Annotated in this window: 24 protein-coding genes; 13 read left to right on the top strand and 11 right to left on the bottom strand. The window is 71.5% G+C overall.

All coding sequences use genetic code 11. The features are described from left to right. Positions 1-2: 2 nt before the first annotated feature. The 3 genes from ACLQ25_RS03095 to ACLQ25_RS03085 are packed head-to-tail and all read right to left on the bottom strand — an operon-like array spanning position 3 to position 2720. Positions 3-887: an ABC transporter permease gene (locus ACLQ25_RS03095; protein ID WP_425728834.1), complete on the bottom strand. Its 885-nt coding sequence runs from the start codon at positions 885-887 to the stop codon at positions 3-5. Beyond that, a complete protein-coding gene (locus ACLQ25_RS03090; RefSeq protein WP_421473043.1) occupies positions 877-1656 on the bottom strand; it encodes an ABC transporter ATP-binding protein in 780 nt (259 codons plus the stop codon). Before ACLQ25_RS03090 ends, ACLQ25_RS03095 begins: the two co-directional genes overlap by 11 nt. Continuing rightward, a complete protein-coding gene (locus ACLQ25_RS03085; RefSeq protein ID WP_425728831.1) occupies positions 1653-2720 on the bottom strand; it encodes an ABC transporter substrate-binding protein in 1068 nt (355 codons plus the stop codon). Before ACLQ25_RS03085 ends, ACLQ25_RS03090 begins: the two co-directional genes overlap by 4 nt. Before the next feature lie 218 nt (positions 2721-2938). On the opposite strand from ACLQ25_RS03085, the gene ACLQ25_RS03080 reads away from it, so the two are divergent. From ACLQ25_RS03080 to nudC, 3 genes are read left to right on the top strand one after another with little or no spacing between them, the layout of a single operon-like run. Next, entirely contained in the window at positions 2939-4249 is a 1311-nt protein-coding gene (locus ACLQ25_RS03080) for a M16 family metallopeptidase (protein WP_425728829.1), read from the top strand. 55 nt (positions 4250-4304) lie between these two features. Beyond that, positions 4305-5654, top strand: coding sequence for a M16 family metallopeptidase (locus ACLQ25_RS03075; protein WP_425728827.1), 1350 nt, complete (start codon positions 4305-4307; stop codon positions 5652-5654). Then, a complete protein-coding gene (gene nudC / locus ACLQ25_RS03070) occupies positions 5651-6610 on the top strand; it encodes an NAD(+) diphosphatase (protein ID WP_425728825.1) in 960 nt (319 codons plus the stop codon). Before ACLQ25_RS03075 ends, nudC begins: the two co-directional genes overlap by 4 nt. A gap of 126 nt (positions 6611-6736) precedes the next feature. On the opposite strand, the gene ACLQ25_RS03065 is transcribed toward nudC, so the two are convergent. The 3 genes from ACLQ25_RS03065 to ACLQ25_RS03055 all read right to left on the bottom strand — a co-directional run bounded on the left by ACLQ25_RS03065 (position 6737) and on the right by ACLQ25_RS03055 (position 8523). Next, on the bottom strand, positions 6737-7012 hold the full coding sequence (locus tag ACLQ25_RS03065) for a hypothetical protein (RefSeq protein ID WP_355050778.1): 276 nt from the start codon (positions 7010-7012) through the stop codon (positions 6737-6739). Positions 7013-7228: 216 nt separating this feature from the next. Further along, positions 7229-7468, bottom strand: coding sequence for a DUF397 domain-containing protein (locus tag ACLQ25_RS03060; protein ID WP_357125981.1), 240 nt, complete (start codon positions 7466-7468; stop codon positions 7229-7231). A gap of 74 nt (positions 7469-7542) precedes the next feature. Next, positions 7543-8523 (bottom strand): helix-turn-helix domain-containing protein, encoded by a 981-nt coding sequence (locus ACLQ25_RS03055; protein WP_425728824.1) that lies wholly within the window; start codon positions 8521-8523, stop codon positions 7543-7545. A gap of 215 nt (positions 8524-8738) precedes the next feature. On the opposite strand from ACLQ25_RS03055, the gene ACLQ25_RS03050 reads away from it, so the two are divergent. Continuing rightward, on the top strand, positions 8739-10028 hold the full coding sequence (locus ACLQ25_RS03050) for an MFS transporter (RefSeq protein WP_425728823.1): 1290 nt from the start codon (positions 8739-8741) through the stop codon (positions 10026-10028). Between the two features lie 70 nt (positions 10029-10098). Here ACLQ25_RS03050 and ACLQ25_RS03045 read toward each other — a convergent pair whose 3' ends face one another. Further along, positions 10099-10341: a mycoredoxin gene (locus tag ACLQ25_RS03045; RefSeq protein WP_425728822.1), complete on the bottom strand. Its 243-nt coding sequence runs from the start codon at positions 10339-10341 to the stop codon at positions 10099-10101. Positions 10342-10434: 93 nt separating this feature from the next. Between ACLQ25_RS03045 and ACLQ25_RS03040 the strand changes: the two genes are divergently transcribed. From ACLQ25_RS03040 to ACLQ25_RS03030, 3 genes are all read left to right on the top strand, one after another. Further along, complete coding sequence (locus ACLQ25_RS03040) at positions 10435-12600, top strand: ATP-dependent DNA helicase UvrD2 (RefSeq protein ID WP_425728821.1); 2166 nt, start codon at positions 10435-10437, stop codon at positions 12598-12600. A 122-nt stretch (positions 12601-12722) separates the two neighbouring features. After that, positions 12723-12974 carry a hypothetical protein gene (locus ACLQ25_RS03035; protein WP_425728820.1) on the top strand — a complete coding sequence of 84 codons (252 nt, stop codon included), beginning with the start codon at positions 12723-12725 and terminating at the stop codon, positions 12972-12974. A gap of 131 nt (positions 12975-13105) precedes the next feature. Then, complete coding sequence (locus ACLQ25_RS03030; RefSeq protein ID WP_355050569.1) at positions 13106-13471, top strand: WhiB family transcriptional regulator; 366 nt, start codon at positions 13106-13108, stop codon at positions 13469-13471. A gap of 293 nt (positions 13472-13764) precedes the next feature. On the opposite strand, the gene ACLQ25_RS03025 is transcribed toward ACLQ25_RS03030, so the two are convergent. The 3 genes from ACLQ25_RS03025 to ACLQ25_RS03015 all read right to left on the bottom strand — a co-directional run bounded on the left by ACLQ25_RS03025 (position 13765) and on the right by ACLQ25_RS03015 (position 16596). Beyond that, positions 13765-15111 carry an ABC1 kinase family protein gene (locus ACLQ25_RS03025; RefSeq protein ID WP_425728818.1) on the bottom strand — a complete coding sequence of 449 codons (1347 nt, stop codon included), beginning with the start codon at positions 15109-15111 and terminating at the stop codon, positions 13765-13767. Next, complete coding sequence (locus ACLQ25_RS03020; protein WP_425728817.1) at positions 15108-16220, bottom strand: hypothetical protein; 1113 nt, start codon at positions 16218-16220, stop codon at positions 15108-15110. Before ACLQ25_RS03020 ends, ACLQ25_RS03025 begins: the two co-directional genes overlap by 4 nt. 208 nt (positions 16221-16428) lie before the next feature. Beyond that, the gene (locus ACLQ25_RS03015) at positions 16429-16596 is read right to left on the bottom strand and encodes a DUF5679 domain-containing protein (RefSeq protein WP_007464795.1); all 168 of its coding nucleotides are present in this window, start codon (positions 16594-16596) and stop codon (positions 16429-16431) included. A 526-nt stretch (positions 16597-17122) separates the two neighbouring features. On the opposite strand from ACLQ25_RS03015, the gene ACLQ25_RS03010 reads away from it, so the two are divergent. Both ACLQ25_RS03010 and ACLQ25_RS03005 read left to right on the top strand, forming a co-directional pair. Further along, a complete protein-coding gene (locus tag ACLQ25_RS03010) occupies positions 17123-17653 on the top strand; it encodes a M48 family metallopeptidase (protein ID WP_425728815.1) in 531 nt (176 codons plus the stop codon). A gap of 448 nt (positions 17654-18101) precedes the next feature. After that, complete coding sequence (locus ACLQ25_RS03005) at positions 18102-18710, top strand: hypothetical protein (protein WP_425728813.1); 609 nt, start codon at positions 18102-18104, stop codon at positions 18708-18710. 250 nt (positions 18711-18960) lie between these two features. On the opposite strand, the gene ACLQ25_RS03000 is transcribed toward ACLQ25_RS03005, so the two are convergent. Next, complete coding sequence (locus tag ACLQ25_RS03000) at positions 18961-20295, bottom strand: zinc-dependent metalloprotease (RefSeq protein ID WP_425728811.1); 1335 nt, start codon at positions 20293-20295, stop codon at positions 18961-18963. Between the two features lie 115 nt (positions 20296-20410). Here ACLQ25_RS03000 and ACLQ25_RS02995 point away from each other — a divergent pair, with 115 nt between their 5' ends. The 4 genes from ACLQ25_RS02995 (at position 20411) to ACLQ25_RS02980 (ending at position 26132) form a co-directional block, all read left to right on the top strand. Further along, positions 20411-21424: a YlbL family protein gene (locus tag ACLQ25_RS02995; RefSeq protein ID WP_425728809.1), complete on the top strand. Its 1014-nt coding sequence runs from the start codon at positions 20411-20413 to the stop codon at positions 21422-21424. 96 nt (positions 21425-21520) lie between these two features. Continuing rightward, positions 21521-24505: a UPF0182 family protein gene (locus tag ACLQ25_RS02990; protein ID WP_425728959.1), complete on the top strand. Its 2985-nt coding sequence runs from the start codon at positions 21521-21523 to the stop codon at positions 24503-24505. Positions 24506-24694: 189 nt separating this feature from the next. After that, a complete protein-coding gene (locus ACLQ25_RS02985; RefSeq protein WP_425728807.1) occupies positions 24695-25204 on the top strand; it encodes a SigE family RNA polymerase sigma factor in 510 nt (169 codons plus the stop codon). After that, positions 25194-26132, top strand: a complete 939-nt coding sequence (locus ACLQ25_RS02980) for a hypothetical protein (RefSeq protein ID WP_425728805.1) — start codon at positions 25194-25196, stop codon at positions 26130-26132. Before ACLQ25_RS02985 ends, ACLQ25_RS02980 begins: the two co-directional genes overlap by 11 nt. Positions 26133-26194: the final 62 nt, after the last annotated feature.

The raw sequence follows: 26194 nt of genomic DNA, 5'->3' as shown, positions 1-26194 counted from the left end.
GCTCAGTTGCCCGCCTGGTCGAGCACGCCCCAACGACGTCGGATCGCCTTGTCCGCCGCGCCGAACGCGGCGTCCACGACCAGGCCGACCACCAGGATGACGATCATCGTGGAGAGCAGCCACGGCGCGTCGGACAGCTCCCGGGAATACGTGAGCTGCGCGCCGAGCGAGGTCTGCGAGATGCCGACGACGAGCAGCTCGCCGGCCATCAGACTGCGCCAGGAGAACGCCCAGCCCTGCTTCAGACCCGCGACGATCGCCGGCAGCGCGGCCGGCGCGATCACGTACCGGTAGAGGTTGAGCCCGCGTGCGCCCAGGTTGCGGCCGGCGCGCAGCAGCAGTGGTGGCACGTAGTCCACGCCGGAGATCACGCCATTGGCGATGGACGGCGCCGCGCCGAGCACCACCACGAAGAAGATGGCCTTCTCGCTCAGCTCGAACAGCAGGATGGCCAGCGGGAACCAGGCGATCGAGGGCATGGTCTGCAAGGCGGTGATCATCGAGCCGATAGCGGCGCGCAGCACCGTGGACCGGGCTACCGCGAGCCCCAGCAGCAGGCCGACCGCGACCGAGAAGACGTACCCGAGGGCCGCTCGGCGCAGCGTCGTAAGCAGGCCCTCCCAGAGCTGCGGGGTCTGGGCCTGGCTGACCAGCTCACGGCCGACGACCAGCGGCCCGGGCAGGGAGTACGGCGGCTTCCAGCCCGAGAGGACCACAAGCTGCCAGGCCAGGAGGGCGATGGCCAGCGCGGCGAGCTTGGGCCAGGTGGCCGCCCAGAGCCGGGTGCCCCGGGAGACCTCCTTCTCCCGACCGGCGATCTCCAGCGCGTCCAGTCCGGTGATCTCCGCGTCGCTACGCGCCGAGCTGGTGAGGGTGTCACTGGCCATGGCGGCCCACCTCCGTACGGAGTCGTTCGGTGACCTCGGCGGCGATGGCGGCGACCTCGGGGGAGTCGATCCGTCGTGGCCGTGGGATGTCCACCTCGGTGGAGTAGATGATCCGGCCGGGGCGGCTGGAGAGCAGGATGATGCGGTCGGCCAGCCGGGCGGCCTCGCGCACGTTGTGCGTGACGAACAGGACCGAGAGTCGGCGCTCGGACCAGATGCGTTCCAACTCGTCGTGCAGGATGTCGCGGGTCATGGCGTCCAGCGCGCCGAACGGCTCGTCCATCAGCAGCACCGGCGTGTCCAGGGCCAGGGTGCGGGCCAGCGCGACCCGCTGGCGCATTCCGCCGGACAGTTCGTGCGGGCGTTTGCGGCCGAACTCGGCGAGGTGCACCGTGCGCAGCAGCTCGGCGACCCGGTCGCGGCGTTCGGCACGGGAGAGGCCCCGCAGCTTCAGCGGCACCTCCACGTTGGCCTCGACGGTCAGCCAGGGGAACAGCGCCGGCTCCTGGAACATCAGGCCCGGGTTGGCGTCTCCGGCGATGCCGATCGTGCCGCCGCTCGGCCGGTCCAGGCCGGCGACCAGGTTGAGTAGAGTGCTCTTGCCGCAGCCGGACGCGCCGACCAGACAGACGAACTCGCCCGGCGCGACGTCGAGGGAGACCCCGTCCAGGGCCAGCACGGCGTTCGCCCCGCGCCCGTACACCTTGGTCACGCCGGAGAGCGCGACCGCGGTGGTCGCGCTCTGCGGCGTCGTCGTGGTCGACGTCATGGCTGGGTGACCTCGGGCTTGCCGGCGGCCTTGAGCGACTTGTTGAGGTACGTCAGGTCGTACAGGCCCTTGAGATCGACGGGCTCGGTGAGCTTGACCTCGACGGCGTGGTCGAGCCCGGCCTTGAGCGAGGTGGCGATCGGGTCGTTGGTGAACTCCAACGTCGGCCACGCCTGCTTGATCAGCTTGAGGTCCAGCGGCTTGCCGGTGATCTTGCCGATCGCGTCGGAGATGGCCTGCTGGGCCTCGTCCGGCTTGCTGTTGACGAACTCGTTCGCGGCGACCTGGCCGTCGACCAACTTCTGCACGACGTCCGGGTGCGCCTTGAGGAACTTGGTGCTGACCAGCAGGTTGGTGATGACGAACTTCTTGTCCGGCCAGAGGTCCCGCTCGTCGACGAGCACCTTGCCGCCGGCGTTGACCAGCCGGGACACGAACGGCTCGGGCACCCAGGCGGCGTCGATCGCGCCGGAGTTGAAGGTCTCCACCGTCTGGGCGTTCTCCTGCGGCACGATCTTCACGTCGCCGCCGCCCTCCTTGGTGGTGGTCAGCCCCTGCTGCTTGAGCCAGTAGCGGACGGCCACGTCCTGGGTGTTGCCGAGCTGCGGGGTGGCGACCTTCTTGCCCTTGAGGTCCTGGGGGCCGTTGATGCCGGGCTTGACGACCAGCGCCACGCCTCCGGAGGCCGCGCCCGAGACGACCCGGACCGCCTCACCCTTGGACTTGGAGAACGCGTTGACGGTGGGGTTCGGGCCGATGTAGGTCGCGTCCAGCGCGCCGGAGAAGACGGCCTCGATGGCGGCCGGGCCGGCGTTGAAGGTCTTCGGCTCCAGTTTGACGTCGGCGCCGAGCTTCTCGGCGAAGATGCCCTTCTCCACGCCGACGACGGCCGGCGCGTGGGTGATGTTGGGGAAGTAGCCGAGCCGCAGGGTGACCGGGCCGGAGCTCCCGCTCGCGCCCTTGCTGTCATCGTCGCCGCACGCGGCGGTGCTGCCCAGGGTCGCCGCGCCGAGAGCGGTGAGGGTGGCCAGGGTGACCAACCGGCGCAGGGGGAGGCGTCTCATCGTCCATCCAATCCGCAGTATTCCTACTTAGTTGGTAGGAAGACTGGGCCAGACTGCGAGCAGCGTCAAGGGGCATCCACATATCGGGAAGGGGCGTCTCAGTTATGTCGGCATTTCCTACTGTCTTGCTGTGGTAAATGGTCAGCCTCTCAAGCCGGTGGCAGCGGCTGCATGGAGGTCGCCGGTGGCGGAGGTGCCGACGCGCTAGGGTCGATCCCGTGGCGGCGCGGAGATCCAGAATTCCAGCGACGAAGTATCCGGTCGAGCGGTTCACCCTCGACAACGGCCTGCGGGTGGTCCTGACCCCCGATCGCAGCGCCCCGGTGATCGGGGTGGCGGTGGTCTACGACGTCGGCATCCGCTCCGAACCCGAGGGGCGTACCGGCTTCGCTCACCTCTTCGAGCATCTGATGTTCCAGGGCTCGGAGAACCTGGAGAAGCTGGCCCACTTCCGGCACGTGCAGGGCGCCGGCGGCACGTTCAACGGCTCCACCCACCTGGACTACACCGACTACTTCGAGACGTTGCCCAGCAACGCTCTGGAACGCGCCCTGTTCCTGGAGGCGGACCGGATGCGGGCGCCCCGACTGACCGAGGAGAACCTGCGCAATCAGGTCGACGTCGTGAAGGAGGAGATCCGGGTCAACGTGCTCAGCCGGCCGTACGGTGGTTTCCCCTGGCTGACCCTGCCGCCGGTCATGTTCGACACCTTCCCGAACGCGCACGACGGCTACGGCTCCTTCGACGACCTGGAGTCGGCCACCGTCGCCGACGCCGCCGACTTCTTCCGCCACTACTACGCCAGTGGCAACGCGGTTCTGGCCGTCAGCGGGGACATCGACGTGGCCGAGGCGACCGAGCTGGTCACCCGGCACTTCGGGGACGTGCCGGCCCGTCCCGCGCCACGACGACCCGACTTCACCGAGCCCGACCTGACCGCCGAGCGGCGCAGCTCGTACACGGATGCCCTGGCGCCGTTGCCGGCCGTGGCCGGCGCGTGGCGGGTACCCGACCCGGTCGGCGACTTCGCCGGCTACCTGCCGTACGTGGTGCTGGCCGAGGTGCTCACCGACGGCGACGCGTCCCGCCTGGTCGAACGCCTCGTGCAGCGCGACCGCACGGTGACCAGCCTGGGTGGCTACCTCGGCTTCATGGGCGACCCGTTCGACGTCCGCGACCCCACGGCGCTGCTGTTGCAGGCGCACCTGCCGCCCGGCGGCGACGTGGACAAGGTGCTGCGCACCATCGACGAGGAGCTGGACCGGCTGGCCACCGACGGGCTGACCGACGGCGAGTTGGCCCGCACCCAGGCTCGGATGGCCACCCACCTGCTCCGCGACACCGACGCGGTCCTCGGCCGGGCGCTGCGGATGGCCGTCCTCGAGCAGCAACGCGGCGAGCCGGGGCTGCTCAACGACCTGCCCCGACTGGTCGGCGACGTCACCGAGGATCAGGTCCGGGCCGCCGCGGCCACCCTGCGCCCGGAACGTCGCGCGACGGTCGAGGTCATCCCCGGAGTCGGTCGGTGAGCGCGAGGAGTAAGCCGGTTTTGCGAGCCCCGCAGTCGCGAACGAAGGTGACACAGTGACGACCACGACCACCGCCACCGTCGGGCCGCGTACGCTGCCCCCGCTCGGGCCCACCCGCAAGCTGAAGGTGCCCAAGGCGGCCGAGCGCACGCTGGGCAACGGGCTCACCGTCATCGCGGTACGCCGGCCCGCGGTGCCCCTGGTCGAACTGCGGCTCTGGGTGCCGTTCGGCCGCGCCCACCTCGCGCGCGGCGCGATGCTCTCTCAGACCATGCTCTCCGGCACCGAGTCGATGACCAGCGTGCAGCTCGCCGCCGAGCTGCAGAAGGTCGGCGGCGGCCTGTCCGCGGGAGTCGACCCGGACCGGCTGATGATCTCCGGCGCGGGGCTGGTCACCGGCCTGGACCGGATGCTGGAGTTGCTGGCCGAGGTGCTGACCGGCGCCAGCTACCCGAACGACGAGGTGGCCGCCGAACGGGACCGGCTCATCGACCGGATCCAGGTCGCGCAGAGCCAGCCGTCGCACCTGGCCCGCGAGGCGCTCCTGAGGAGGATCTACGGGCGGCACCCGTACGCCACGCAGACGCCGGAGCCGGCCCAGCTCCGTGCCGTACGACCGGCGGCACTGCGCAGCCTGCACGCCGAGCGGGTGCACCCCGCCGGGGCGCAGCTCGTGGTGGTCGGCGACGTGCAGCCGGAGAAGGCCCTGGACGCGGCCGAGCGGGCGCTGGCCGGGTGGGCCGGAGCCGGGCGTACGGCCACCCTGCCGGCCACCCCACCGCTGACGCCGGGGCCGCTGCTGCTGGTCGACCGGCCCGGCTCGGTGCAGTCCTCGCTGCGGGTCGCGCTGCCCGCCGTGCCGCGTACCGACCCCGACCACGCCGCGCTGCAACTGGCCAACCTGATCTTCGGAGGCTACTTCTCGTCCCGTTGGGTGGAGAACATCCGCGAGGACAAGGGCTACACGTACGGTCCGCACTCGGTGATCGAGCACTCGGTGGCCGGATCGGTGCTGGTCGCGGGCGCCGAGGTGGCCACCGAGGTCACCGGTCCGGCGCTCCTGGAGACCACGTACGAGCTGGGTCGGCTGGCCTCGCTGCCGCCGAAGCCGGAGGAATTGGAGCAGGCCCGCCAGTACGCCCTGGGCACCCTCCAGCTCGGAATGTCCACCCAGGCCGGTCTGGCGGCGCTGACCAGCGCGTACGCCGGCAATGGCCTGAGCCTGGACTTCCTGGCCGAGTACGCGTCCCGCCTCGCGAAGGCGACCGTCGACGACGTCGCCCGGGTCGCCGCCCACTACCTCGCGCCCGCCAGGGCGGTCGTCGTCGTGCTCGGCGACGCCGAGCGGATCACCCCGGGGCTGACCGCGCTGACGCCCGTGCACACCGAGCCGGTGCAGCCGTGAGCGGCGAGGGCGCGCCACCGCTGGCGCGCTCGACGCTGGATCGGGCCGCGCACCGCCGGGGTGACGCGCAGTGGTTGACCGAGGCGTGGCTGCGCGGCCGGGTGCTGCTGCTCGACTCGACCAACGACGGGCGGACCCTCGCGCGTACCGACGTGTCGCCTCCGACGCTGGTGCTGTTCGGCGCGGCCGACGCGCCGGCCGGCGCCGAGTCGACGGCGATGTTCCTCGGTGTCGAACCGGACGGGGTGCCGGTGTTCGCGGTCGACGCCCCGTTGCCGGCGCTGCCGGGCACCCGCGCGGTCAACCTGCGGGAGGTGGGTCACCTGCTCGGTGACCGGGAGGCCGGCCTCTTCACGACCGCGGTCGCGCTGCTGAACTGGCACACTCGGCACGGCTACTCGTCGGCGACCGGCGCGCCCACCGTCATGGACGAGGCCGGCTGGTCGCGGGTGGATCGCAACGGCGGGCGGATCTGGCCGCGTACCGATCCGGCGATGATCGTGCTGGTGCACGACGGCGTCGACGGCCCCGAAGGTCGCTGCCTGCTCGGCAACAACGCCGGCTGGCCGGGCACCCCGGGCGGGCGGCGCTACTCCTGCCTGGCCGGTTACGTCGAGCCGGGGGAGTCGGCGGAGGCCGCCGTGCTGCGCGAGGTCCGCGAGGAGGTGGGCATCGCGGTCGAGCGGATCGGGTACGTCGGCAGCCAGGCCTGGCCGTTCCCGGGCTCGCTGATGTTGGGCTTCCTGGCCACCGCCGACCCGTCCGACCCGGTGCGGGTCGACCCGTCCGAGATCGCGTACGCCCGGTGGTTCACCCGGGAGGAGATCGGGGCGGCGTGCGCGGGGCGGGCCGTGGATGTCGGGGACGGGGCCCAGCTGATCCTGCCGCCGCCGTCGTCGATCGCGTTGTTCCTCATCCACCGCTGGTTGGACGGGTGGATGGACGCCGGGCGGTGAGCACGGTCCCGGCCCGTGGCCGCCGTTGCCGCGACGGTCACGGGCCGGGAACACGGGCCGCCGTGGTCGGTGGGAGCGAATGACGCGGCGGGGGAGCCGAGCCGACCACGGCGGACGTCTGGTGGGTCAGGTGCCGGTGCGGCCGGGTCTGCGCCGGAAGGCGGGCTGCGGCTCGTTGAGCGGAAGGACCTTGACCCGTTGCTTGCCGGCCCGCACCGCGCCGACGGTGGACAGGGCCCGGGCCAGCACCAGCGCGGCGTCCCGGTCCTCGGCGTGCACGGTCTGCCGGCGCGGCTCAGGCGTGGTGGTCTCGTCGCGGAGGCGGTGGCCGTCCGCCCAGGCGGCGGCGATGTCACCGTCGGCGACGGTGCGGATGTCGGTGCGAACGATCAGGAACCGCATGAGGGTCTCCGGATGAACCGCGACGGATGAGCCGGTGTGTGGAAGTTCCACGTTCTCGTGGGTCATGTTACGCGCCGTGTTCATCCCAGCAAGTGAAACGCGCCTATTGGTTTCGAGCCTCGTCCGATCGGCGGATGCCTGGTCAGCGGGGCCGCCGGCGGATACGACGACGGGGCCGCCGGCACTGTGCCGACGGCCCCGCCCCACATTGGAGGATCAGTTCAGATCGAACTGGCCCGTCTTCGCCCCAGCGATGAAGCCGAGCCAACCGGCCCGGTTGAACAGCAGCACCGGGCCGCCCCGGTCCTTGCTGTCGCGCAGCGCGACCGCCGACGGGCCGGTGCCCAGCGGCGCGACCTCCACGCAGTTGGAGGTCTGGCTACGTGTGCTGGTACGCCACGGGGCGTCCGCCAGGGAGCTGGCGGAGACGGACGGCGTGTGGTGGATGTCGTTCATGGTTCTGCTCCTGATGTGAACCGATCCGATGGGACGAGTGGTGCCGCACGCCCCGACGGAGGGTCCCCCGTGGATCACCGATCCGTCAGTCGTCCCGAATCACGGCGACGTTGGGTCGGCGCCGTTGCCGGCCCGAACGCCACTGTGGATGCGGGTGCCGCCCCGGTCGGCCGTCCCGTCGCCTCGATCAGCCAGGAGAGGGTGTCCGAAGCGTCTAGTGCCGCCGTGCATAGCCACTCGAACACTACTTTATAGCGATTTAGCGTGATTGACTCGGTCGACATGACGTCGACGAACCCCCCTTCGATGGCCAACGTCTCCGGATCGAGCGGATCGGCGAACCGATAGAGGGAGAAGGCGGTCGGCGGAAGGTACCAATCGCCCACCTGAATGTCCCGCGGAAGCACGTGCAACGTCACGTTCGGTAGCAGAGCAAGTTCGCAGAGTTGGTGCAACTGCTCGTGGAGTACCTCGGGCGGCCCGGACCGACGGCCGAGGGTGGCCTCCTCCAGCACGGCCGTGTAGGTCGGCGCGTGCGGCTCGCGCGTCAGCAGCGTCTGACGGGCCAGCCGCGCTTTGACCTCGGTCTCCAGCTCGTCGGCCGGCTCCGGCTCGCCGGCCCGCTCGCTCACCCGACGGGCCGACTGGAGTCGGACCCGCGCGTATCCGGCGGTCTGCAGCAGGCCCGGCACCAGCACCGGGTTGTACTCGGAGATCTCCGCGCAGCCGGCCTCCAACTCGGCCCAGCTCCGCTGCTGCTGCGTCATCACCGGGAAGTTCTTCAACCAGCCGCGCATGTCGCCGGCCTCACCGGCGATCCCGAGCAACTCCTCGCGCGCGGCGGCGTCGGCGCCGTAAAGGTCCAGCAGGACGCTGACGTCCTGCGGGTCCGGTCTACTGCGGCCGTTCTCAAGGCGGGACAGTTTGGACGCGGACGCCCAGCCGATCCGCTCGATGACCTGGTCGCCGGTGAGGCCTGCGATCTCGCGCAGACTGCGCAGTTCGATGCCCAACCGCCGGCGGCGCATGATTGGGCTGGGTGCGGCAGGAGGCACAGTGTCCTCTTTCCCGTCGTCCGCCGCAGACGCGACGGTAACTGTATGAAATTCGCCCCCCACGGTCAGTATGGACGGCGCGACCGGTGTCGGAGGTTCCGGCGGGGGCGTGTCTTGCCAAAAATGGACCACGGGTACGCCGGACGATGACGGACCCGCGGTCCCAGCCTCGTCGACCGCGCCCAGCCGGGCACGCCACCCTGCCGGAGGGACCCATGCGCACCGTCCTGCGCCGACCCGACTTCCGTCTCCTGTTCGGCGGCCTACTGGCCAGCATGACCGCCGAGTCGATCCTGCTACTCGCGCTCGCCATCTGGGTCAAGGACCTGACGGGCTCCGACGGGCTGGCCGGCGGCATCATCTTCGCCGTTGTCGCCCCGATGACGATGGCACCGCTGGTCGGGTGGTTCGTCGACAGGTACCCGCGCCGACCCTTCTTCGTGGCCGCGAACGTGGTCACCGCGGTGCTGCTCGTACCGCTGTTCAGCGTCCGCGACGCGGGCGACGTGTGGCGCGTCTACCTGGTCGCCGCCCTGTACGGCCTGTCCTCCATCACGCTCGGCGCGGCGCTCAGCGGGCTGATCCGGCAACTGGTGCCCGTGGATCTGCTGGCCGAGGCCAACGGCGTGCTGCAGACCGTACGCCAGGGGTTGCGGTTGGTCGGCCCCCTGGTCGGCGCGGCGCTCTACGCGGCGCTCGGCGGGTGGGCGCTGGCCGGCGTCGGCATGCTCGGCTTCGTGACCGCCGCCGTGGTGGTGACCGCCGTACCGAGCCCGGCACAGCCGCCGCCCACCGTACGGCTGCGGTGGCCCGCCGAGCTGAGTGCCGGCCTGCGACACCTGACCGGTGAGCCGGCGCTGCGCCGGGCCCTCGTCGGCTACGGGCTCGGGTCGCTGGTGATGGGCTTTAGCGAGTCGCTGATCTTCGCGTACGTCGACCAGGGGCTGGACCGCGACGCCGCGTTCGTGGGCGTGCTGGTGATGGTGCAGGGCGTCGGCGGACTGTGCGGCGGGATCTGCTCACCGGTCCTGGTCCGGCGACTCGGCGAGGTCGGCACCCTGGCCGCCGGGGTGGCGTTCTTCGCTCCGGCGGCGCTCGCGCTCGCGTACCCCGACCTGCCGCTCGGGTTCGGGGCGGTGCTGCTGGCCGGCGTCTCGCTGCCGCTGACGATGGTGGGTCTGCACACGCTCATCCAGCGGCGCACGCCGCCCGCTCTGGTCGGACGGGTGGCGGCGGCCACCCAGGCGCTGATCAGCGGGCCGCAGGCGCTCTCCATCGGCGCGGGCGCCCTGTTGGTCGGCGTCCTGGACTACCGTGCCCTGTTCGTGCTGGTCGGGGTGGCGACGCTGGCCGCCGGCGTCTACCTGTGGCGGGGCCGACACCTCAGCGCGCCGTCCGGCGGCGCGAAGACCACACCGCCGGCCCTTCCGGGGCCACGCCGCCCACTCGACGCTGGTATCGACAGCTCGGTGACCGTGGTCACCCGGCGGCCGTTCCGGCGTTGACGGGAGGCCGGACACGACGAACGGCCACCCGCGGGGGTGGCCGTTCGTCGAGGGTCGTTACGCCTGCCAGTCAGGCATTCAGCGTCGCCAGGTGCTGCTTGACCTGCACGATCGACGGATTGGTCAGGGCGCTGCCGTCATCGAAACGCAGCGTCGGCACCGTCTGGTTACCGCCGTTGACGCTCATCACGAAGTCCGCGGCCTTCGGGTCCTGCTCGATGTCGACCACCTCATACCCGATGCCTTCCCGGTCGAGCTGCGACTTCAGCCGGTGGCAGTAGCCGCACCAGGGAGTGGAATACATCGTCAGCATGATCGCATCCTCCAACCGCTCTGGCCGCCGGCTTGCCGATCAAGCCGAGGCTGTCCGCTACAACACCCGGGGGAGCTGAGATGATTCCTGATTGTGGGGGTTCACTCAGCGTCGGAAGGCGTACTCGCCGGGCTGGACCCGGAGCAGCGCTCCGCGGTGACCGCGCCGGCGGGCCCGGTGTGCATCCTGGCCGGGGCCGGCACCGGCAAGACCCGTGCGATCACCTCCCGGATCGCCCACCGCGCGCTCTCCGGTGAGATCTCTCCCCGGCACGTGCTCGCCGTCACGTTCACCGCCCGCGCCGCCGCCGAGATGCGCCACCGTCTCACGCTGCTCGGGGCGCAGGGCGTGCAGGCACGCACATTCCATGCTGCGGCGCTGCGCCAGGTGCGCTACTTCGCGCCCCGCCTGCTGGCCGGTCGCGCCATGCCCGAGCTGCTGGACAGCAAGGTGCGGCTGGTCACCCTCGCCGCCGCGCGGGTCGGTATGCGTGCCGACCGGGCCGCCGCGCGGGACCTGGCCGGTGAGATCGAGTGGGCCAAGTCGTCGTTGGTCGAGCCGGGGGACTACGTCGTGGCCGCGGCCCGCGCGCCGCGGGACACGCCGCACGAGCCGGCGAAGGTCGCCGAGGTGTTCACCGCGTACGAGCAGCTCAAGCGTTCCAACGGCGTGATCGACTTCGAGGACATGCTGCGGGCCGCGGTGTGGGGCATCGAGGAGCATCCGGACGTCGGCGAGCAGATCCGCAGCCAGTACCGGCACTTCGTGGTCGACGAGTACCAGGACGTCAACCCACTTCAGCAGCGGTTGTTGGACGCCTGGTTGGCCGGCCGCAACGACCTGACCGTGGTCGGCGACGCCAGCCAGACGATCTACTCGTTCACCGGGGCGACCTCGGCGTACCTGGTCGATTTTCCCCGCCGGCACCGCAACGCCACGGTGGTCCGGCTGGTCCGGGACTACCGCTCCACCCCGCAGGTCGTCGGGCTCGCCAACGCCGTGATCTCCCAGGCGCGCGGCACCGAGGCGCGGCTGCGACTGGAGTTGAGCGGACAGCGCCCTCCGGGCCCGGAACCCGACCTGCGGATCTTCACCGACGAGCCCGCCGAGGCCAACGCGGTGGCCGCGCGCTGCCGGTCGCTGATCGACGCCGGCACTCCGGCGAAGGAGATCGCCGTCCTGTTCCGGACCAACGCGCAGTCCGAGGCGTACGAGAAGGCGCTGACCGAGGCCGCCGTGCCGTACGTCGTCCAGGGTGCCGAGCGCTTCTTCGAGCGCACCGAGGTTCGCCAGGCCATGGTCGCCCTGCGCTCGGCCACCCGGTCCATCCCGGGGGAGACCCCGCTGCCGACCGCCGTCGTCGAGGCCCTTACCGCCGTGGGCTGGGCGCCGGACACACCCCCGGCCGGCGGCGCCGCCCGGGAACGTTGGGAGGCGCTGGCCGCGCTGGTCCAGCTCGCCGAGGAGTACGCGGCTACCCCCGAACTGGTGCCGATCGGCGAGGCCGCGTCGGTGGAGCGTCCCGTCACCCTCACCGACTTCACCGAGGAACTGGCCCGTCGGGCCGCCCAGCAGCACGTGCCGACGGTGGACGGGGTCACCCTTGCGTCCCTGCACTCGGCCAAGGGGTTGGAGTGGGACGCCGTCTTCCTGGTCGGCCTCGCCGAGGGCACCCTGCCCACCACGTACGCCAAGACCGTCGAGCAGGTGGAGGAGGAACGCCGCCTGCTGTACGTCGGGATCACCCGGGCGCGGCAGTGGCTCTGGCTGTCGTACGCCGCCGCACGGTCGCCGGGCGGACGGGCCCGGCGGCCCTCGCGGTTCCTGCCCCAGTTGGACCGCTCCGGAGGCACCGAGCGGGCCGGCGCCTCCACGGGCGGGGCCCGGCGACCCGAGCGGCGTCGGACGCAGATCGTGTCCTGCCGGATCTGCGGCGCCACCCTGCTCGCCGGCCCGGACCGCAAACTCGGCCGCTGCCCCACCTGCCCGTCCGACATCGACGACGAGCTGCACGAACGCCTGCGCGAGTGGCGGCAGCGGGTGGCCGGCGCGCAGAAGGTCCCGGCGTACGTGGTGTTCACCGACGCCACGTTGACCGCGCTGGCGGAGCGGCGGCCCGGCCGGCCGGAGGAGTTGATCGCGATCGCCGGCATCGGCCCCCGCAAACTCGGCCTCTACGGCGAGTCGGTGCTGGCGCTCGTGGGGGGCGCGGGGGTGGACGACGTCTGCCCGGAGAAAACTTTCGAAATCTCGTCGTAAATTCGTTTGCCCTCGTGCCCAGGCGAGGAATAACCTCAGGACACACCACGCGAGCGGCGCCATTCCGGCTGCTCACGGGGGTTGGTCCAGTCGATCCGAGGAACGTGAGGGAGGTGGCACCCGTGAAGATCTTCACCTATGAGCGTCTGGCGGCGATGCCGTCTGTCTGCGCTCCGCAGTCGGCTGTCCGGGTGGCTCTCGTGGCCACCCGACCGTGGGCTCCGCAGGTGCACCAGGTTCAGACCGAGCTGATCCTGACCGTTGCGCCGAATGCCGGAGTTCAGGGGACCAGTGGCTTCACGGGCATGGGCATCGATGGCGCCAAGAAGCGTACGGATGTCCGCGGCGTTCCACCTCGAGGTAGACCGGTCTGAATCTCAGACACCGGCTCACCTCGAGGCCGCGGAACCCGATTACCGGGATCCGCGGCCTCAGTTTTTTGCCCCGCCGTAAGTACGTCGGAATGCGATCCACGAGATCGAAGTGAGAGAGAGGTGACCGGGAGATGAGTCTGGCGTTGGCCCCCATCGACGTGAGCGTCGAGTTGGAGGCGAACCTGCCCTGCCGGAAGTTCGACCCCGACCTGTGGTTCTCCGACTCGCCTGCCGAGCTCGAGCTGGCCAAGTCGCTCTGCGGGGACTGCCCGCTGCGCGTCGAGTGCCTGGCCGGGGCGGTGGAGCGAGCGGAGCCGTGGGGCGTCTGGGGCGGCGAGATCTTCGAGCGTGGCGCGGTCGTCCCGCGCAAGCGGCCCCGTGGCCGTCCGCGCAAGGAGGACGTCGCTCGTGACGCCGCACTCCGTGTCGAGGCCGAGGCGCGCCTGGCGGCCAGTGGGCTGTCCGAGGTGCGAGGCGCGGTCCGGCTGGCAGCCTGACATGTTCCCGATCCGTTCCAACGACGCCGGTGTCGCACCGGCAGTGAGTGAGAAGACGATGTTGAACATTCCGAGTAGCGCCTACGAGATGCAACTACTCCACGAAGCGCTGACCAGGGCTCGAATGCGCCGGCCTCAGGCCGGTCGTACCACCACGAGCACTGAGGCAACCCGATCCGCCCGTACCGTCGCCATGAACAGCCGTCGCCAGTCGGCGCGCGACCTGGGCGTCCTCTAGTACCACCCCACGCAGAAGGGCGGGTGCCGACCGGCACCCGCCCTTCCTCACGTCCTCAGGCGACCGGCGCGAAGCCGGGCAGCCAGCGTTCCAGGATGCTCCGGTACGGGGCCTTGGCCTCCAACTGGCAGAGCACCCCGATCGACCCGAGCGTCACCCGGTGGATGAGCAGGTACGACGGTGGCAGGTTGAGCTTCCGGCTCAACTGGTACGTGGGGGATCGAGGGCTGGCCAGCCGGGCCGCCTCGGCGCGTAGCCAGGCCCGGGTGAATCGGAACCCGTCGGCGGCGATGGGCTCCAGCATCGGGCGGAGGAAGTCGAGGACCCCCTCGGCGTCGATCTCGTCGGTGGCCCCGATGAACCCCTCGTCCCGCAGCCCCGCCACCACGCCGTCCGCGTCCCCGCGCAACGCCCGCCCGGCGATCAGACCGATCGGCTCCGGCGTGCCCTCCGGCATTCGGGCCACCGCGCCGAAGTCGATCACCCCGAGCCGGCCGTCGGGCAGGAGCCGGAAGTTGCCGGGGTGCGGGTCGGCGTGCAGCAGACCCGCCCGCTGGGGTGCGGACAGGTGCAGCGTGGCCATCAGCCGGCCGGCCTCGTCCCGCTGCTCCTCGCTGCCCTCCCGGATGATGTCGGCGAGCGGTGTGCCCGTCACCCACTCGGTGACCAGCACCCGGGGCGACGCGGAGACGACGCCCGGGATGTAGATCTCGTCGTCGTCGGCGTACGCGGCGGCGAAGGCGCGCTGCGACTCGGCCTCCAGCTCGTAGTCCAACTCCTCGGTGATCCGCTCGCGTAGCTCGACGAGGAGCGGCTTGACGTCGAGGCCCGGTTGGATGGCCCGGAACATTCCGCCGAGGCGGGAGAGCTGCTTGAGGTCGGCGAGGAGCGCGTCACCGGCCCCCGGGTACTGGATCTTGACCGCCACGTCGCGGCTGTTCGGCTCGCCGGACGGGCCGTACCCCGGCTCCCGCCACCGTGCCCGGTGCACCTGCCCGATGCTCGCCGCGGCGGCCGGGGTGTCGTTGAACTCGACGAACCGGTCGCGCCAATCCGGGCCGAGCTGCTCGGCCAGCACCTTGTGCACGCTCGCGGCGGGCAGCGGCGGCGCAGCCTCCTGAAGCTTGGTCAGCGCCTGCCGGTAGGGCGCGGCGATCTCCTCCGGAAGGGCCGCCTCGAAGACCGACAACGCCTGGCCGAACTTCATCGCCCCGCCCTTGAGCTGCCCCAACACGCTGAACAACTGCTCGGCGGTGCGCTGCTGGATCTCTGCCGAGATGACGTCGGAGGCGAGCCCGGTGACGCGCTTACCCATGCCGAGGACGGTCCGCCCGGCGAAGCCGAGCGGCAGAGCGGCGAGCTTGGCGGTCCGGGAAACGGCCCGGCGCGGGATATCGGTCACTTCGCCATTGTTACCGACCGGAGGGCCCCGCTGCTGCCGTGCGGCCGGGCTGGTGCGTACGCCCGGCTCCGCGAACACTCGCACGCCGGGTGCGGCGGCCAGCCCCGACGCCGGAACCGGCCCGCGCCGGAGATCTCCACAGCGCCCCCCAGCGTCTCGGGCTGGCCTCCGTCGAGGTGCGCCAGGGCCTCCGCCACCGCGTATCCGATCGCTGCGAACAGTGTGCCGGTCGCGCCGGCGGTCACCGGCCGCGCCGCCGCCAGTTGAGCGGCGAGCCCCGGCCAGGCCGGGTCGCGGTCGGCCCGGTGCAGCTCGACGCAGCGCAGACACGGCCCGGCGGGCGGGCGGACCAGCGGCCCGATCACCGGTACACCCTCGCGGACGGTCACCATGAGGTGCGGTTGGCGGCGCTGGGCGAGACCGGCGGCGAGCAGCGCGGGCGGACGGTCCGCGCCGAACTGGATCACCAGATCCACCCGGGCGGCCCGGACCGGGTGGGTGCCGGTGCCCGGCGCGACGCGGTCGACCGCAGCCCGGATCGCCGGGGCCAGTGGCCGGCCCAACTCGGTGGCGGGAATGCCTGTCCCGATCAGGTCGATCGGTCGTACCGGGCCGCTGAGGTGCGGGATCACCTGGCCGACGCCGGCCTGGGCCAGCGCCAGCGCCAGCGGTCCGCCGAGGGCCCCGCCGCCGGTGAGCAGCACCCGGGCCGCCCGCCGGCGGCGCAGGACCTGTGCCGGGGTGCCGGGCAACCGGGCTGCCGCCAGCGCCAACGCTCCGGCCTCGGCGGCGAGCCGGGCCCGGACCGGCCCGGCCAGGTCGCGGGGGAGCAGGGTGTGCGCCGGCACCAGCAGGCCTGCGGCCCGCAGGGCGTCCAGCAGCGTACGAGCGTCGTCGGCGGCGACCTGGGCGGCGCCGGCCTCGGTCAGTACGTCCCGCTCGCTGCGGGTGCCGTCCAGCAGATCGAGCAGGTGAGCGGTGCGCGGATTGGTCAGCTCCACCAGTACGGCAGGCCCGGGGCCGAGGCCGATCTGCAGGGTGTGCCGATCCCGCCAGAGCCGGCTGAGGCCGGGCAGCAGGGTGGGACGAGGCAGTGGCGTACGACTCATGGTGACGAATCGTGACCGCATCCGTGCGCTGGGTCGATCGTTGTCCACAGGCGGCCGGGGCCGTATCCAGCCTTGTCCACAGGATCTGCGGGGTTATCCACAGGCCACTGCGCGTGCTGTCGGCCACCCGACAGAGTCACCTACGTCCAAAACGGCAACAGGGGCGGGACGGCCGTGTGGCCGTCCCGCCCCCGCAGATCCGTACGGGTCAGACCTTCGCCTTGCCGAGAATCCGGTTCACTGTTGTGCCGCATACCGGACACTTGCCCTTGGCCATGTTCATGCCGGTCTTCGAGACCTCCACGTGCCCCTCGAAGTCCCGCTTCTCCTTGCACTTCACGCAGTAACCGTTGTAGGTCTGGGCCTGGTCGGCCACGGTGCCCTCCTCGTCTCGTCCGCCGGTCAATACGGTTCCGGCGGAATGCCCGGCGGCGGACCTCACGGGGCGCCGGCGCTGGGGCTTACTCCACGGCCACCTTCGTGACCGCTGGTTCGCGGACCCTACCCAGGTCTGGGCAGTTCCATGTCAGCTGTGCATCGTCACTGTGAGCAAGTCGACGTCGAGAGTGTGCATGGCGAATTAGGTCGGATAAGTCAGTTTGGCGGGGACACGCCGACCAAACCCTCACAGCCACCCCTGCGGGTGCCCCCGCGGCAGCGTCGAGCGCGGTGATCACCTACGGTGGAGGGGCGGACCGCGCGGTGCCGCCGTCGGCGTACACGGTGGGTGACGAGACGGCGTGATGGCACTTCGGTGGTGGTCCGGTCAAGAAATTTTCGGGACGCCGGGCGACCAATCACCATTTTCTGGGCGCGTGTCGCGCGGTTAACTCTTGCGGACCCCTGGTCAGTACGCATTAGCTTTCCCTCGTGACACGTAGCCGAGGCTGCGCGGCCCAGTGATGGCGGGGACGCGTAAGCCGGTCGTCGAGGTACGGCGCAGCCAGCGTCGGCGACGCACGGTGTCTGCGTACCGTGACGGTGAACGGGTGGTCGTCCTCATCCCGGACCAGTTCTCCCGGGCCGAGGAGAGCGAGTGGGTCGACCGCATGTTGGCGCGGCTCGCCGCCCGCGAGGGTCGACTGGCCCGCTCCGACGACGAACTCGTCGCCCGGGCCAGCCGGCTGATCGACCTCTACCTGGGCGGTTACGGCGAGAAGGCCGTGCCGGCCAGCGTCCGATGGGTCACCAACCAGAACGGCCGCTGGGGCTCGTGCACCCCCGCCGACCGCAGCATTCGCATCTCACATCGCGTCCAGGACATGCCCGACTGGGTGATCGACTATGTGCTGCTGCACGAGTTGACCCACCTCATCGTGCCCAGCCACAACGCTCGTTTCTGGGGGCTCGTCGGCCGGTACCCCAAGTCGGAGCGTGCGCGCGGCTACCTGGAGGGCGTCGCCGCCGCATCCTGCGCCCCCGTCCCCACCTGACCCCGCCCCTGGTCCAGCCCAACCCAGCCGGTGACCTTGCCCAACCCAGCCGGTGACCTTGCCCAACCCGGCCGGTGACCTTGCCCGGCCTGCCTGGCCTTGCCCGGCCTGCCTGCCCGGGCCTGCCCGGCCTGCCTGCCCGGGCCTGCCCGGCCTGCCTGCCCGGGCCTGCCCGGGCCTGCCTGCCCGGGCCTGTCCGGCCCGGCCCGGCCCGGCCTTGATCGACTCCAGGTCGCTGATGTCGGGGGGGTCCTGGCGTCGGGATGCCCCGACTTCGCCGATGTGGAGTCGATCATCAGGCCCGCCGGTCGACTGGGCCCGTCCGGGCTGGCGCGGTGCGGTGGGTCAGGGGCGTTGGGCTCGGCGTGGTGGGCTCGGCGAGGTGGGGTCGGGGCGTCGGGCTCGGTGGGGTGGGTGAGGCGGTGGGTCGGGGCGTTAGGGTCGGGTCATGGCGCGGCGGGTGGTGGTGGTCATGTTCGGACCGGTGCGGTGGTCGCCGCCGGGAATCGACCTGGCGGAGTGGCGCGCGGCGCTCGCCGAGGATGTCATCGATCTGGTCGCGACCCTCAACGAGGTGGACGTGGCCGTCGCCGTGACCCCGGCAGACCGTCCGCTGGCGGACGCGCTGGTCTGGCCCGGCACCGCCGTCCACGAGGTGCCGGAGCCGACGCCGAACGCGGTGTTCGCCACGCTGGACGGCTACGACCAGGCGGCAGTCCTCGCGGGTGACGTGCCCGACCTGCCCGCGCTGACCGTCGGCAAGCTGTTGCGTCCGCTCACCACCCGGTCGGTCGCCGTCGCCCCGGCCGAGGGCGGCGGCCCGGGTCTGCTCGGAGTGGCCGTACGGCTGCCCGTGCCTCAGTGGTTGCCCCCGCTCGACTTTGACACCGCAGTGCCCGCCGACGCCCGGGTCGGCGCCCCCCAGCCAGGGGACGTCGCCGTCACGGCCGGCTGGCGACGCCAGCGTGGCCCGGCCGACCTCGCCGCGCTGGACCCGGCCTTCGAAGGCTGGGAGGCCACCCGTTCGCTGCTGTCGGGCTCAGGCCGCCCTGCCTGACCAGCACGCCGTCGGCGTGCCCGGCCCGCCCTGCCTGACCGGCGCGCCGTTGGCGTGCCTGGCCCGCCGTGCCTGACCGGCGCGCCGTTGGCGTGCCCGGCCCGCCGCCCGTCGGGGGCGTCGTGACCGTGATCCACTCGACTTCCCGGGAACCGCGGCGTCCGAGCCGCGCGGACAACCCGCTTTCCAGGAAGTCGAGTGGATCAGGGCGGCGGACGCCCGCTCGCGCGGGCGTCCGGGCCTGGCCGCGTCAGTTCTTGGTGTCGCCGTCCGTGCCGCTGTCGTCGGTCTCGCCGTCGTTGTTGCCCTCGTCGTCGGACTCGCCCGGCGCCTTCTCGCCCGGCGCCTTCTCGTGCGCGCCGCCCGGGGCGCTGAAGTCGAAGCTGTCCAGCTCGCTCAGGTCCATGTCGTTCATCGCGAACGCCACCGGGTCGGCGAAGTCGTCGTCCGACGGGAGCAGGTCCGGGTGACCCCAGACGGCGTCCCGGCCCTCGATGCCGCGGTGCTGGGTGAGCGCCGCCCACAGGGCCGCCGCCTCGCGCAGCCGGCGCGGGCGCAGCTCCAGGCCGACGAGCGCCGCGAAGGTCTGCTCGGCGGGGCCGCCGGCGGCCCGGCGGCGGCGGAACGCCTCGCCCAGCCGTACGACGTTGGGCAGGCGGTCACTGGCGGCGCTGTCCACCACGTGGCACACCCAGCCCTCCACCAGGGCCAACGCGGTCTCCAGGCGGGCCAGTGAGGCCTTCTGGGCCGGGCTGTCCTCGGGGGTGAAGATGCCTTCCAGGGCGATCGCCTGCATCGACTCCGGATCGGTCGGGTCGACCCGGCCCATCGCCTCCTCGATCGCCTCCCGGTTGACCCGGATGCCCGAGGCGTACATCTCCACGGCGCTGAGCACGTGCCCGCGCAGCCACGGAACGTGCTGGAACAGCCGTTGGTGGGCGGCCTCGCGCAGCGCCACGTAGAGGCGTACCTCGTCCTCGGGAAGTTCGAGGCCCTCGCCGTACGCGCGGATGTTGGCCGGGATGAGCGCGGCCGTGCCGGCCGGGCCGAGCGGCAGCCCGATGTCGCCGGCGGAGAGCACCTCCGCGGCGAGCGAGCCGAGGGCCTGCCCGAGTTGGCCGCCGAAGAGCGCGCCACCGAGGGTGGCCACCATCGACTGCATCGGGCCGAGCTGGGCGCGCGCCTCCGGCGGCACCAGGTCACCCATCGCGCCGACCATCCGGCTGGCCACCGGGTCGCAGAGCTTGCGCCACACGTCGAGGGTCTTGAAGATCCACTCGTTGCGGTTCCAGGCGACCGGGGACTGGATACCGGACGGCCACGACGTGGCCGGCTCCAACCACAGGTCGGCCAGGCGCAACGCCTCCTCGACGGCGTTGCGCTCGTACGGCGACACGGCCGGATCGCCGACGGCGGCGAGCTGGCTGGCCGCTACCTGCCGGGCCAGGTCCCAGTTGACCGGCCCGCTGCCCGGCGCCGAGAGCAGGTGCTGCAACTGCGACATGAACTGCTGCATCTGCGCGGGATCGTTGGGGTCTGGTGGTTGCCCACCCGGGAGCGCGAAACCGAACGGAATATCAGGCACAACCTCTACGGTACGCGGGCCGCGCCCCAGGTAGTCGCCGCTGGCGTTGCGCTGAGGGCGAAGTCGTGTGACGCATCCGTCGGACCGGACGGTGGCGATCGGTACGCTCTGGCGCATGAGACGTCGTGGCCTGACGGTCCTGCTCGGTGCCCTGTTCACCGCCCTGCTGAGCATCGGGGTGCTCCGGGTGCCGATTCCGTACGTGGTGCTCGGCCCGGGCCCGACCGTCAACACCCTCGGCACGACCGACGGTAAGGAGGTCATCCAGGTCACCGGCCGGGAGACCTCCACGTCGGCGGGCCAGCTGCGGCTGACGACGGTGGGGGTGCAGCCGACGGTCCGGCTCCGCTCGGCGATCGCCGGCTGGTTCTCCGACGACGAGGCGGTGGTGCCGCGCGAGCTGGTCTACCCGCCGGGGGAGTCGACCGAGCAGGTCGAGCAGCGCAACGCCGAGGACTTCAAGGTGTCGCAGACCAGCGCCGAGACCGCCGCGCTGCGGGAACTGGGCTTCCCGGTGCAGGTGGTGATCAAGACGGTCGCGGCGGACGGCCCGTCCGCCGGGGCGCTCAAGGTCGGCGACGTGGTCACCTCGGTCGACGGTAAGCCGGTGCCGGTGGCCGCCAAGGTCACCGAGCTGATCCGGGCCAAGCCGGCGGGTACGGCGCTGACCATCGGTTACACGCGCGACGGCACGCCGGCCACCGCGACGGTGACCAGTCGGGAGCAGGACGGCCGGCCGCGGATCGGGGTCGAGATCGACCAGCAGCAGCCGCACCCGTTCACGCTCGGCATCGACCTGGAGGACATCGGTGGGCCGAGCGCCGGCCTGATGTTCGCGCTGGGCATCGTGGACAAGCTGACCCCGGCCGACCTCACCGGTGGAAAGGTCATCGCGGGCACCGGCACCATCGACGACGAGGGCACCGTCGGCCCGATCGGCGGAATCGCCCAGAAGCTGGTCGGCGCGAAGCGAGCCGGGGCCAAGGTCTTCCTGGTGCCGGCGGACAACTGCGCCGAGGCGGTCCGTAACCCACAGCCCGACCTGCCGTTGCTGAAGGTGGGCTCGCTGGACGAGGCGCTGACCGCGTTGGACACGCTGCGCGCGGGTGGTCAGCCGACCCGCTGCTGACCCGTGTGACCGTGCCCCGACACGCTCAGGAACACCCCGTACTCTGGGTGCCTGATCGGAGCCGATCACATCGAGCGTGCGGAGCCAACAGTGGTAATGCGTAGCAGCAGCCCTCTGCCGAGGATGAGCCGGCGCGGCCGGGTCACCATCGCCGTCCTGGTCGGGGTGTTCGTGCTCTTCACCCTGCTCGGCTGGGGTGTCCAGGCGTGGACCGACTGGCTCTGGTTCGACGAGGTGCGCTACACCGAGGTCTTCACGGGTGTGCTCGTCACCCGACTGCTGCTCTTCCTCGCCATCGGCCTCGGCATGGCGGTGGTCGTCGGCGGCAACCTGTGGCTGGCGTACCGGCTGCGGCCGCGGCTGCGACCGCACTCGGTGGAGCAGGCCACGCTGGAGCGCTACCGGATGGCGCTGAGCCCGCGCCTCGGCACGTGGATCGCGCTGACCGCCGCCGTGATCGGCCTCTTCGCCGGCCTGTCCGCGCAGAGCCGGTGGAACCAGTGGCTGCTGTTCCGCAACGGTGGTGACTTCGGGATCAAGGACCCGGAGTTCGGGGTCGACATCGGCTTCTACGTCTTCCAGCTTCCGTTCTGGCGCTACCTGCTCGGTGTCGGCTTCACCGCCGTGGTGCTGGCGCTGATCGGCGCGCTGGCGGTGCACTACCTCTTCGGCGGGGTTCGCCTACAGGGCGTCGGTGACCGGATGAGCAACGCGGCGCGCGCCCACCTGAGCAGCCTCGTCGCGGTGTTCGTCCTGCTCAAGGCCCTGGCGTACGTGCTGGACCGCCGGGCGATGCTGCTGGAGTACAACGAGGGCGCCAAGCTCTACGGCGCCGGCTACGCGGACGTCAACGCGCTGCTGCCGGCGAAGGAGATCCTGGCGTACATCTCGGTCGTGGTGGCCATCGCGATCATCGTGTTCTCCAACGCCTGGATGCGGAACCTGGTGTGGCCGGGCATCTCGCTCGCCCTGCTGGGCGTCTCCGCGGTGGCGATCGGCGGCATCTACCCGTGGGCGGTGCAGACCTTCGAGGTGAAGCCGAGCGCCAAGGACAAGGAAGCGCCGTACATCCAGCGCAGCATCGACGCGACACGCGCGGCGTTCGGGTTGGGCGGGACGGAGACCACTCCGTACGCGGCGAACAACCTCACGCCACCGGCGAACCTGGCCACCGACACGTCCGTCGTGTCGAACGTCCGGCTGCTCGACCCGCAGTTGGTCAGCGAGACGTACACCCAGCTCCAGCAGGTGCGGGGCTTCTACGACTTCGGCCCCAAGCTGGACATCGACCGGTACGGGGTGAACGGCAAGACCTCCGACTACGTCGTCGGCGTCCGGGAGATCAACTACGGTGAGCTGACCGACCAGCAGAACACCTGGATCAACCGGCACACCGTCTACACCCACGGGTACGGCCTGGTGGCCGCCCCGGCGAACCAGGTGGTGTGCGGCGGGCAGCCCTTCTTCGTCTCCGGCTTCCTCGGCGAGCGGACCCAGGAGGCGTGCTCCTCGCAGACCGAGCAGATTCCCGCCAAGCAGCCGCGCATCTACTACGGCGAGCGGATGGCGGCCGACGACTACGCGATCGTCGGGCAGTCCGACCCGAACAAGAAGGCCGAGTTCGACAGGCCGGTCGGTGAGGGTGGCGGCGAGTCCTACACCTACACCGGTGAGGGCGGCGTCAAGATCGGTTCCTTCAGCCGGCGCCTGCTGTACGCCATCAAGGAGCAGGAGTCGAACTTCCTGCTCACCGAGGCGATCAACAAGGACTCCAAGCTGCTGTACGTGCGTAACCCCCGGGACCGGGTGGAGAAGGTCGCGCCGTTCCTCACCCTGGACGGCGACCCGTACCCGGCGGTGGTCGACGGCCGCGTGCAGTGGATCGTCGACGGCTACACGACGGCCGCGACCTTCCCGTACGCCGAGCGCGTCAACCTCCAGGTCGAGACGACCGACGAGCTGACCAACCGGGGCACCTTCCAGTTGGCCCGGGAGAACGTCAACTACATGCGCAACTCGGTGAAGGCCACCGTCGACGCGTACGACGGCACCGTGACGCTCTACGAGTACGACGACACCGACCCGGTGCTCAAGGCGTGGAACAAGGCTTTCGGCGGTGACCTGATCAAGCCGAAGGCGGACATCCCGCCCGAGCTGACCGAGCACCTGCGCTACCCGGCGGACATGTTCAAGGTGCAGCGCAACCTGCTCACCAAGTTCCACGTGACCAACCCGGGTGACTTCTACTCGGCGCAGGACTTCTGGCAGGTGCCGAACGTGCCGGACGCGCCGGACAGCGGCCAGAAGCAGCCGCCGTACTACCTCTTCACCCAGTTCCCGGGGCAGGAGAGCCCGCGCTTCCAGCTCACCTCGGCGGTCACCCCGAACGGCCGGCAGAACCTGGCCGCGCTGATCTCCGGGTCGTACGTCGACGGCAAGCCGCGGCTCGAGGTGTTGGAGCTGCCGGACCAGACCCGGATCTCCGGGCCGGTGCAGGTGCACCAGCAGATGACCAACAATGCGAACATCCGTCAGCAGCTCAACCTGCTCTCCAGCAACCAGGCGCAGGTGCAGTACGGCAACCTGCTGTCGCTGCCCTTCGCCGACGGGATGCTCTACGTCGAGCCGGTCTACGTGAAGAGCAACCAGCAGGACGCGTACCCGCTGTTGCAGAAGGTGCTGCTCTCCTACGGCGACGGCGGCTCGTTCGTGGCGCTCGCCGACAACATCAACGACGGCATCAAGCAGTTGGTCGATCAGGGTAAGAAGGCCGGGCAGGGCACCTCGCCGCCGCCCACTACGGGCGGCAACCCGACCAGCCCGTCGCCGAGCGCGACCCCGAGCGCGACCCCGACGCCCGGCAGCACCACCCCGCCGGCCGGCGAGCTGGCCGCCGCCGCGGACCGGGTGCAGTCCGCCATCACGGAGGTCCGCGCCGCACAGACCTCCGGGGACTTCGAGCGGTACGGCCGCGCGCTGAAGGCGTTGGACGAGGCGTTGACCGCGTTCCAGCAGGCGCAGCAGGCGAGCGGCGGCGCGCCCCCGCCGTCCGGCACCCCGAGTGCCACGCCGGGCGGCTGACCAGCCGCTCGGGAGCCACACCGGAGCCCTCGACGTCGGACCCGCCCGGGTCCGGACGTCGGGGGCTCCGTCGTATCCGTACGGCATGCCGGCCTGTCGCCTCTCCGACACGCTCTGTTCAGCCGACCCGCAACCCCGGCCGGCCCCCTGCCGTCCTTGATGCATCGGGGCGCGGACAAGGGGGCAGTCGTGAGGGACGCACAGAGCTTCGACGATTTCTACCGGGGCGCCGTCCGGCGGATGATCCGGTACGGCTACGCGGTGACCGGTGACCACACCGAGGCGCAGGACGTCGTGCAGGAGGCGTTCGCGCGGGCGTGGCGGCAGTGGGGGCGGCTCGCCGAGCATCCGGCGCCCGAGGCGTGGCTGCGACTGGTGGTCTCCCGGTTGGCGAACGACCGTTGGCGGCACCTGCACCGTCGGCGGGTCCTGCTGAGCCGCAGCGGTCCGCCGTCGACCGCGCCCCCTCCGGGTGAGGACGGGGTGCTGCTCGTGAGCGCGCTCCGTCAACTGCCGGCCGCGCAGCGACAGGCGCTGGCTCTGCACTACCTCTTCGACATGTCCGTCGAGGAGATTGCCCGGGAGGCCGACGTGCCGGTCGGCACCGTCAAGTCCTGGTTGTTCCGCGGCCGGTGCCGGCTGGCCGTACTGCTGCCCGACGTCCACATCGACGAACTGGAGGCGAACGATGTCCGCTGAACTCTCCGACCTGTACCGATCGCTCACCGTCGCCGCGGACGACGTGACGGTGGCACATCCCGAGGAGGTCCGGCGGCACGCCGACCGGCGGGCCCGCGTCCGAGCGGCGGGTAGCGCGCTGGCGGTGGCGGTGCTGCTCGGTGGGGTAGCCGTCGGCGGACGCCTGGCGTTCCCCGTGGACGGGTCCGTGCCGCTGCCGCCACCGGCTGACACACCGGCCCCGCCGTCGGTCGCGGGCAGTTCCACGCCCACCCCGTCGGCGTCCGCGCCGCCCACGCCGCAATCGTCGTCCCCCACGCCGTCGCACACCACCGCCGGGGGTACGCGGCCGGTCGCGCCCACCGGCCAGGCCACCGTCGACCCGCCCACCTCGATCCCGGACCGGGCCTTCTTCGTCCTGGCGGTCGCCAACCGGACCGGTCTGGAATCGACCGCCGCGGGGCCGGTCCTGCCGACGCTGTGCGGCGCCCGGTACGCCAGCGAGTCGGCGGTGGTGCAGCGCCGCGCCCGGTCGATCGCCTACAAGCGGCCGGAGACCCCGGCGGGGAATGTGCCGGACGGCAGTTACCGGCACAGCATCACCATCTACCGTCCCGGCCGCGCCGACGACGCGCTGCGGGAGCTGCGGCAGGCCGTGCGTGCCTGCCCCGAGCAGAAGATGCCCGACGACACCCGGGTCTGGCGGCAGCGACTGCTGGACCCGGGGGCGTACGGCGACGAGTCGGTGCTGTTCGAGCTGCGGGCGCCGTACCCGCCGGGCATGGGTAACCCGGGCGCGTACGAGGTGCGGCTGGTCCGGGCGGTCCGGGTCGACGACGTGGTGACGGTGCTCTGGGAGCAGGGCTGGGAGTACACCGCCGCCGAGCGCGCGCAGGTGGACGCCGACAGTCGGCGGGCGGTGGCGGCGATCGAGAACTGGCTGGGCTGACGTCGGTATCGGAGTCGCTTTGCGGTGCCCCGGGTCGGTGCGCTACGGTTATCGAGCCGACG

It is taken from the genome of Micromonospora sp. DT44, assembly GCF_049841635.1.
GTDB lineage: Bacteria > Actinomycetota > Actinomycetes > Mycobacteriales > Micromonosporaceae > Micromonospora.
The sequence above is the reverse complement of the archived record's forward strand: the minus strand, read 5'-3'. Positions and strand labels throughout refer to the sequence as shown.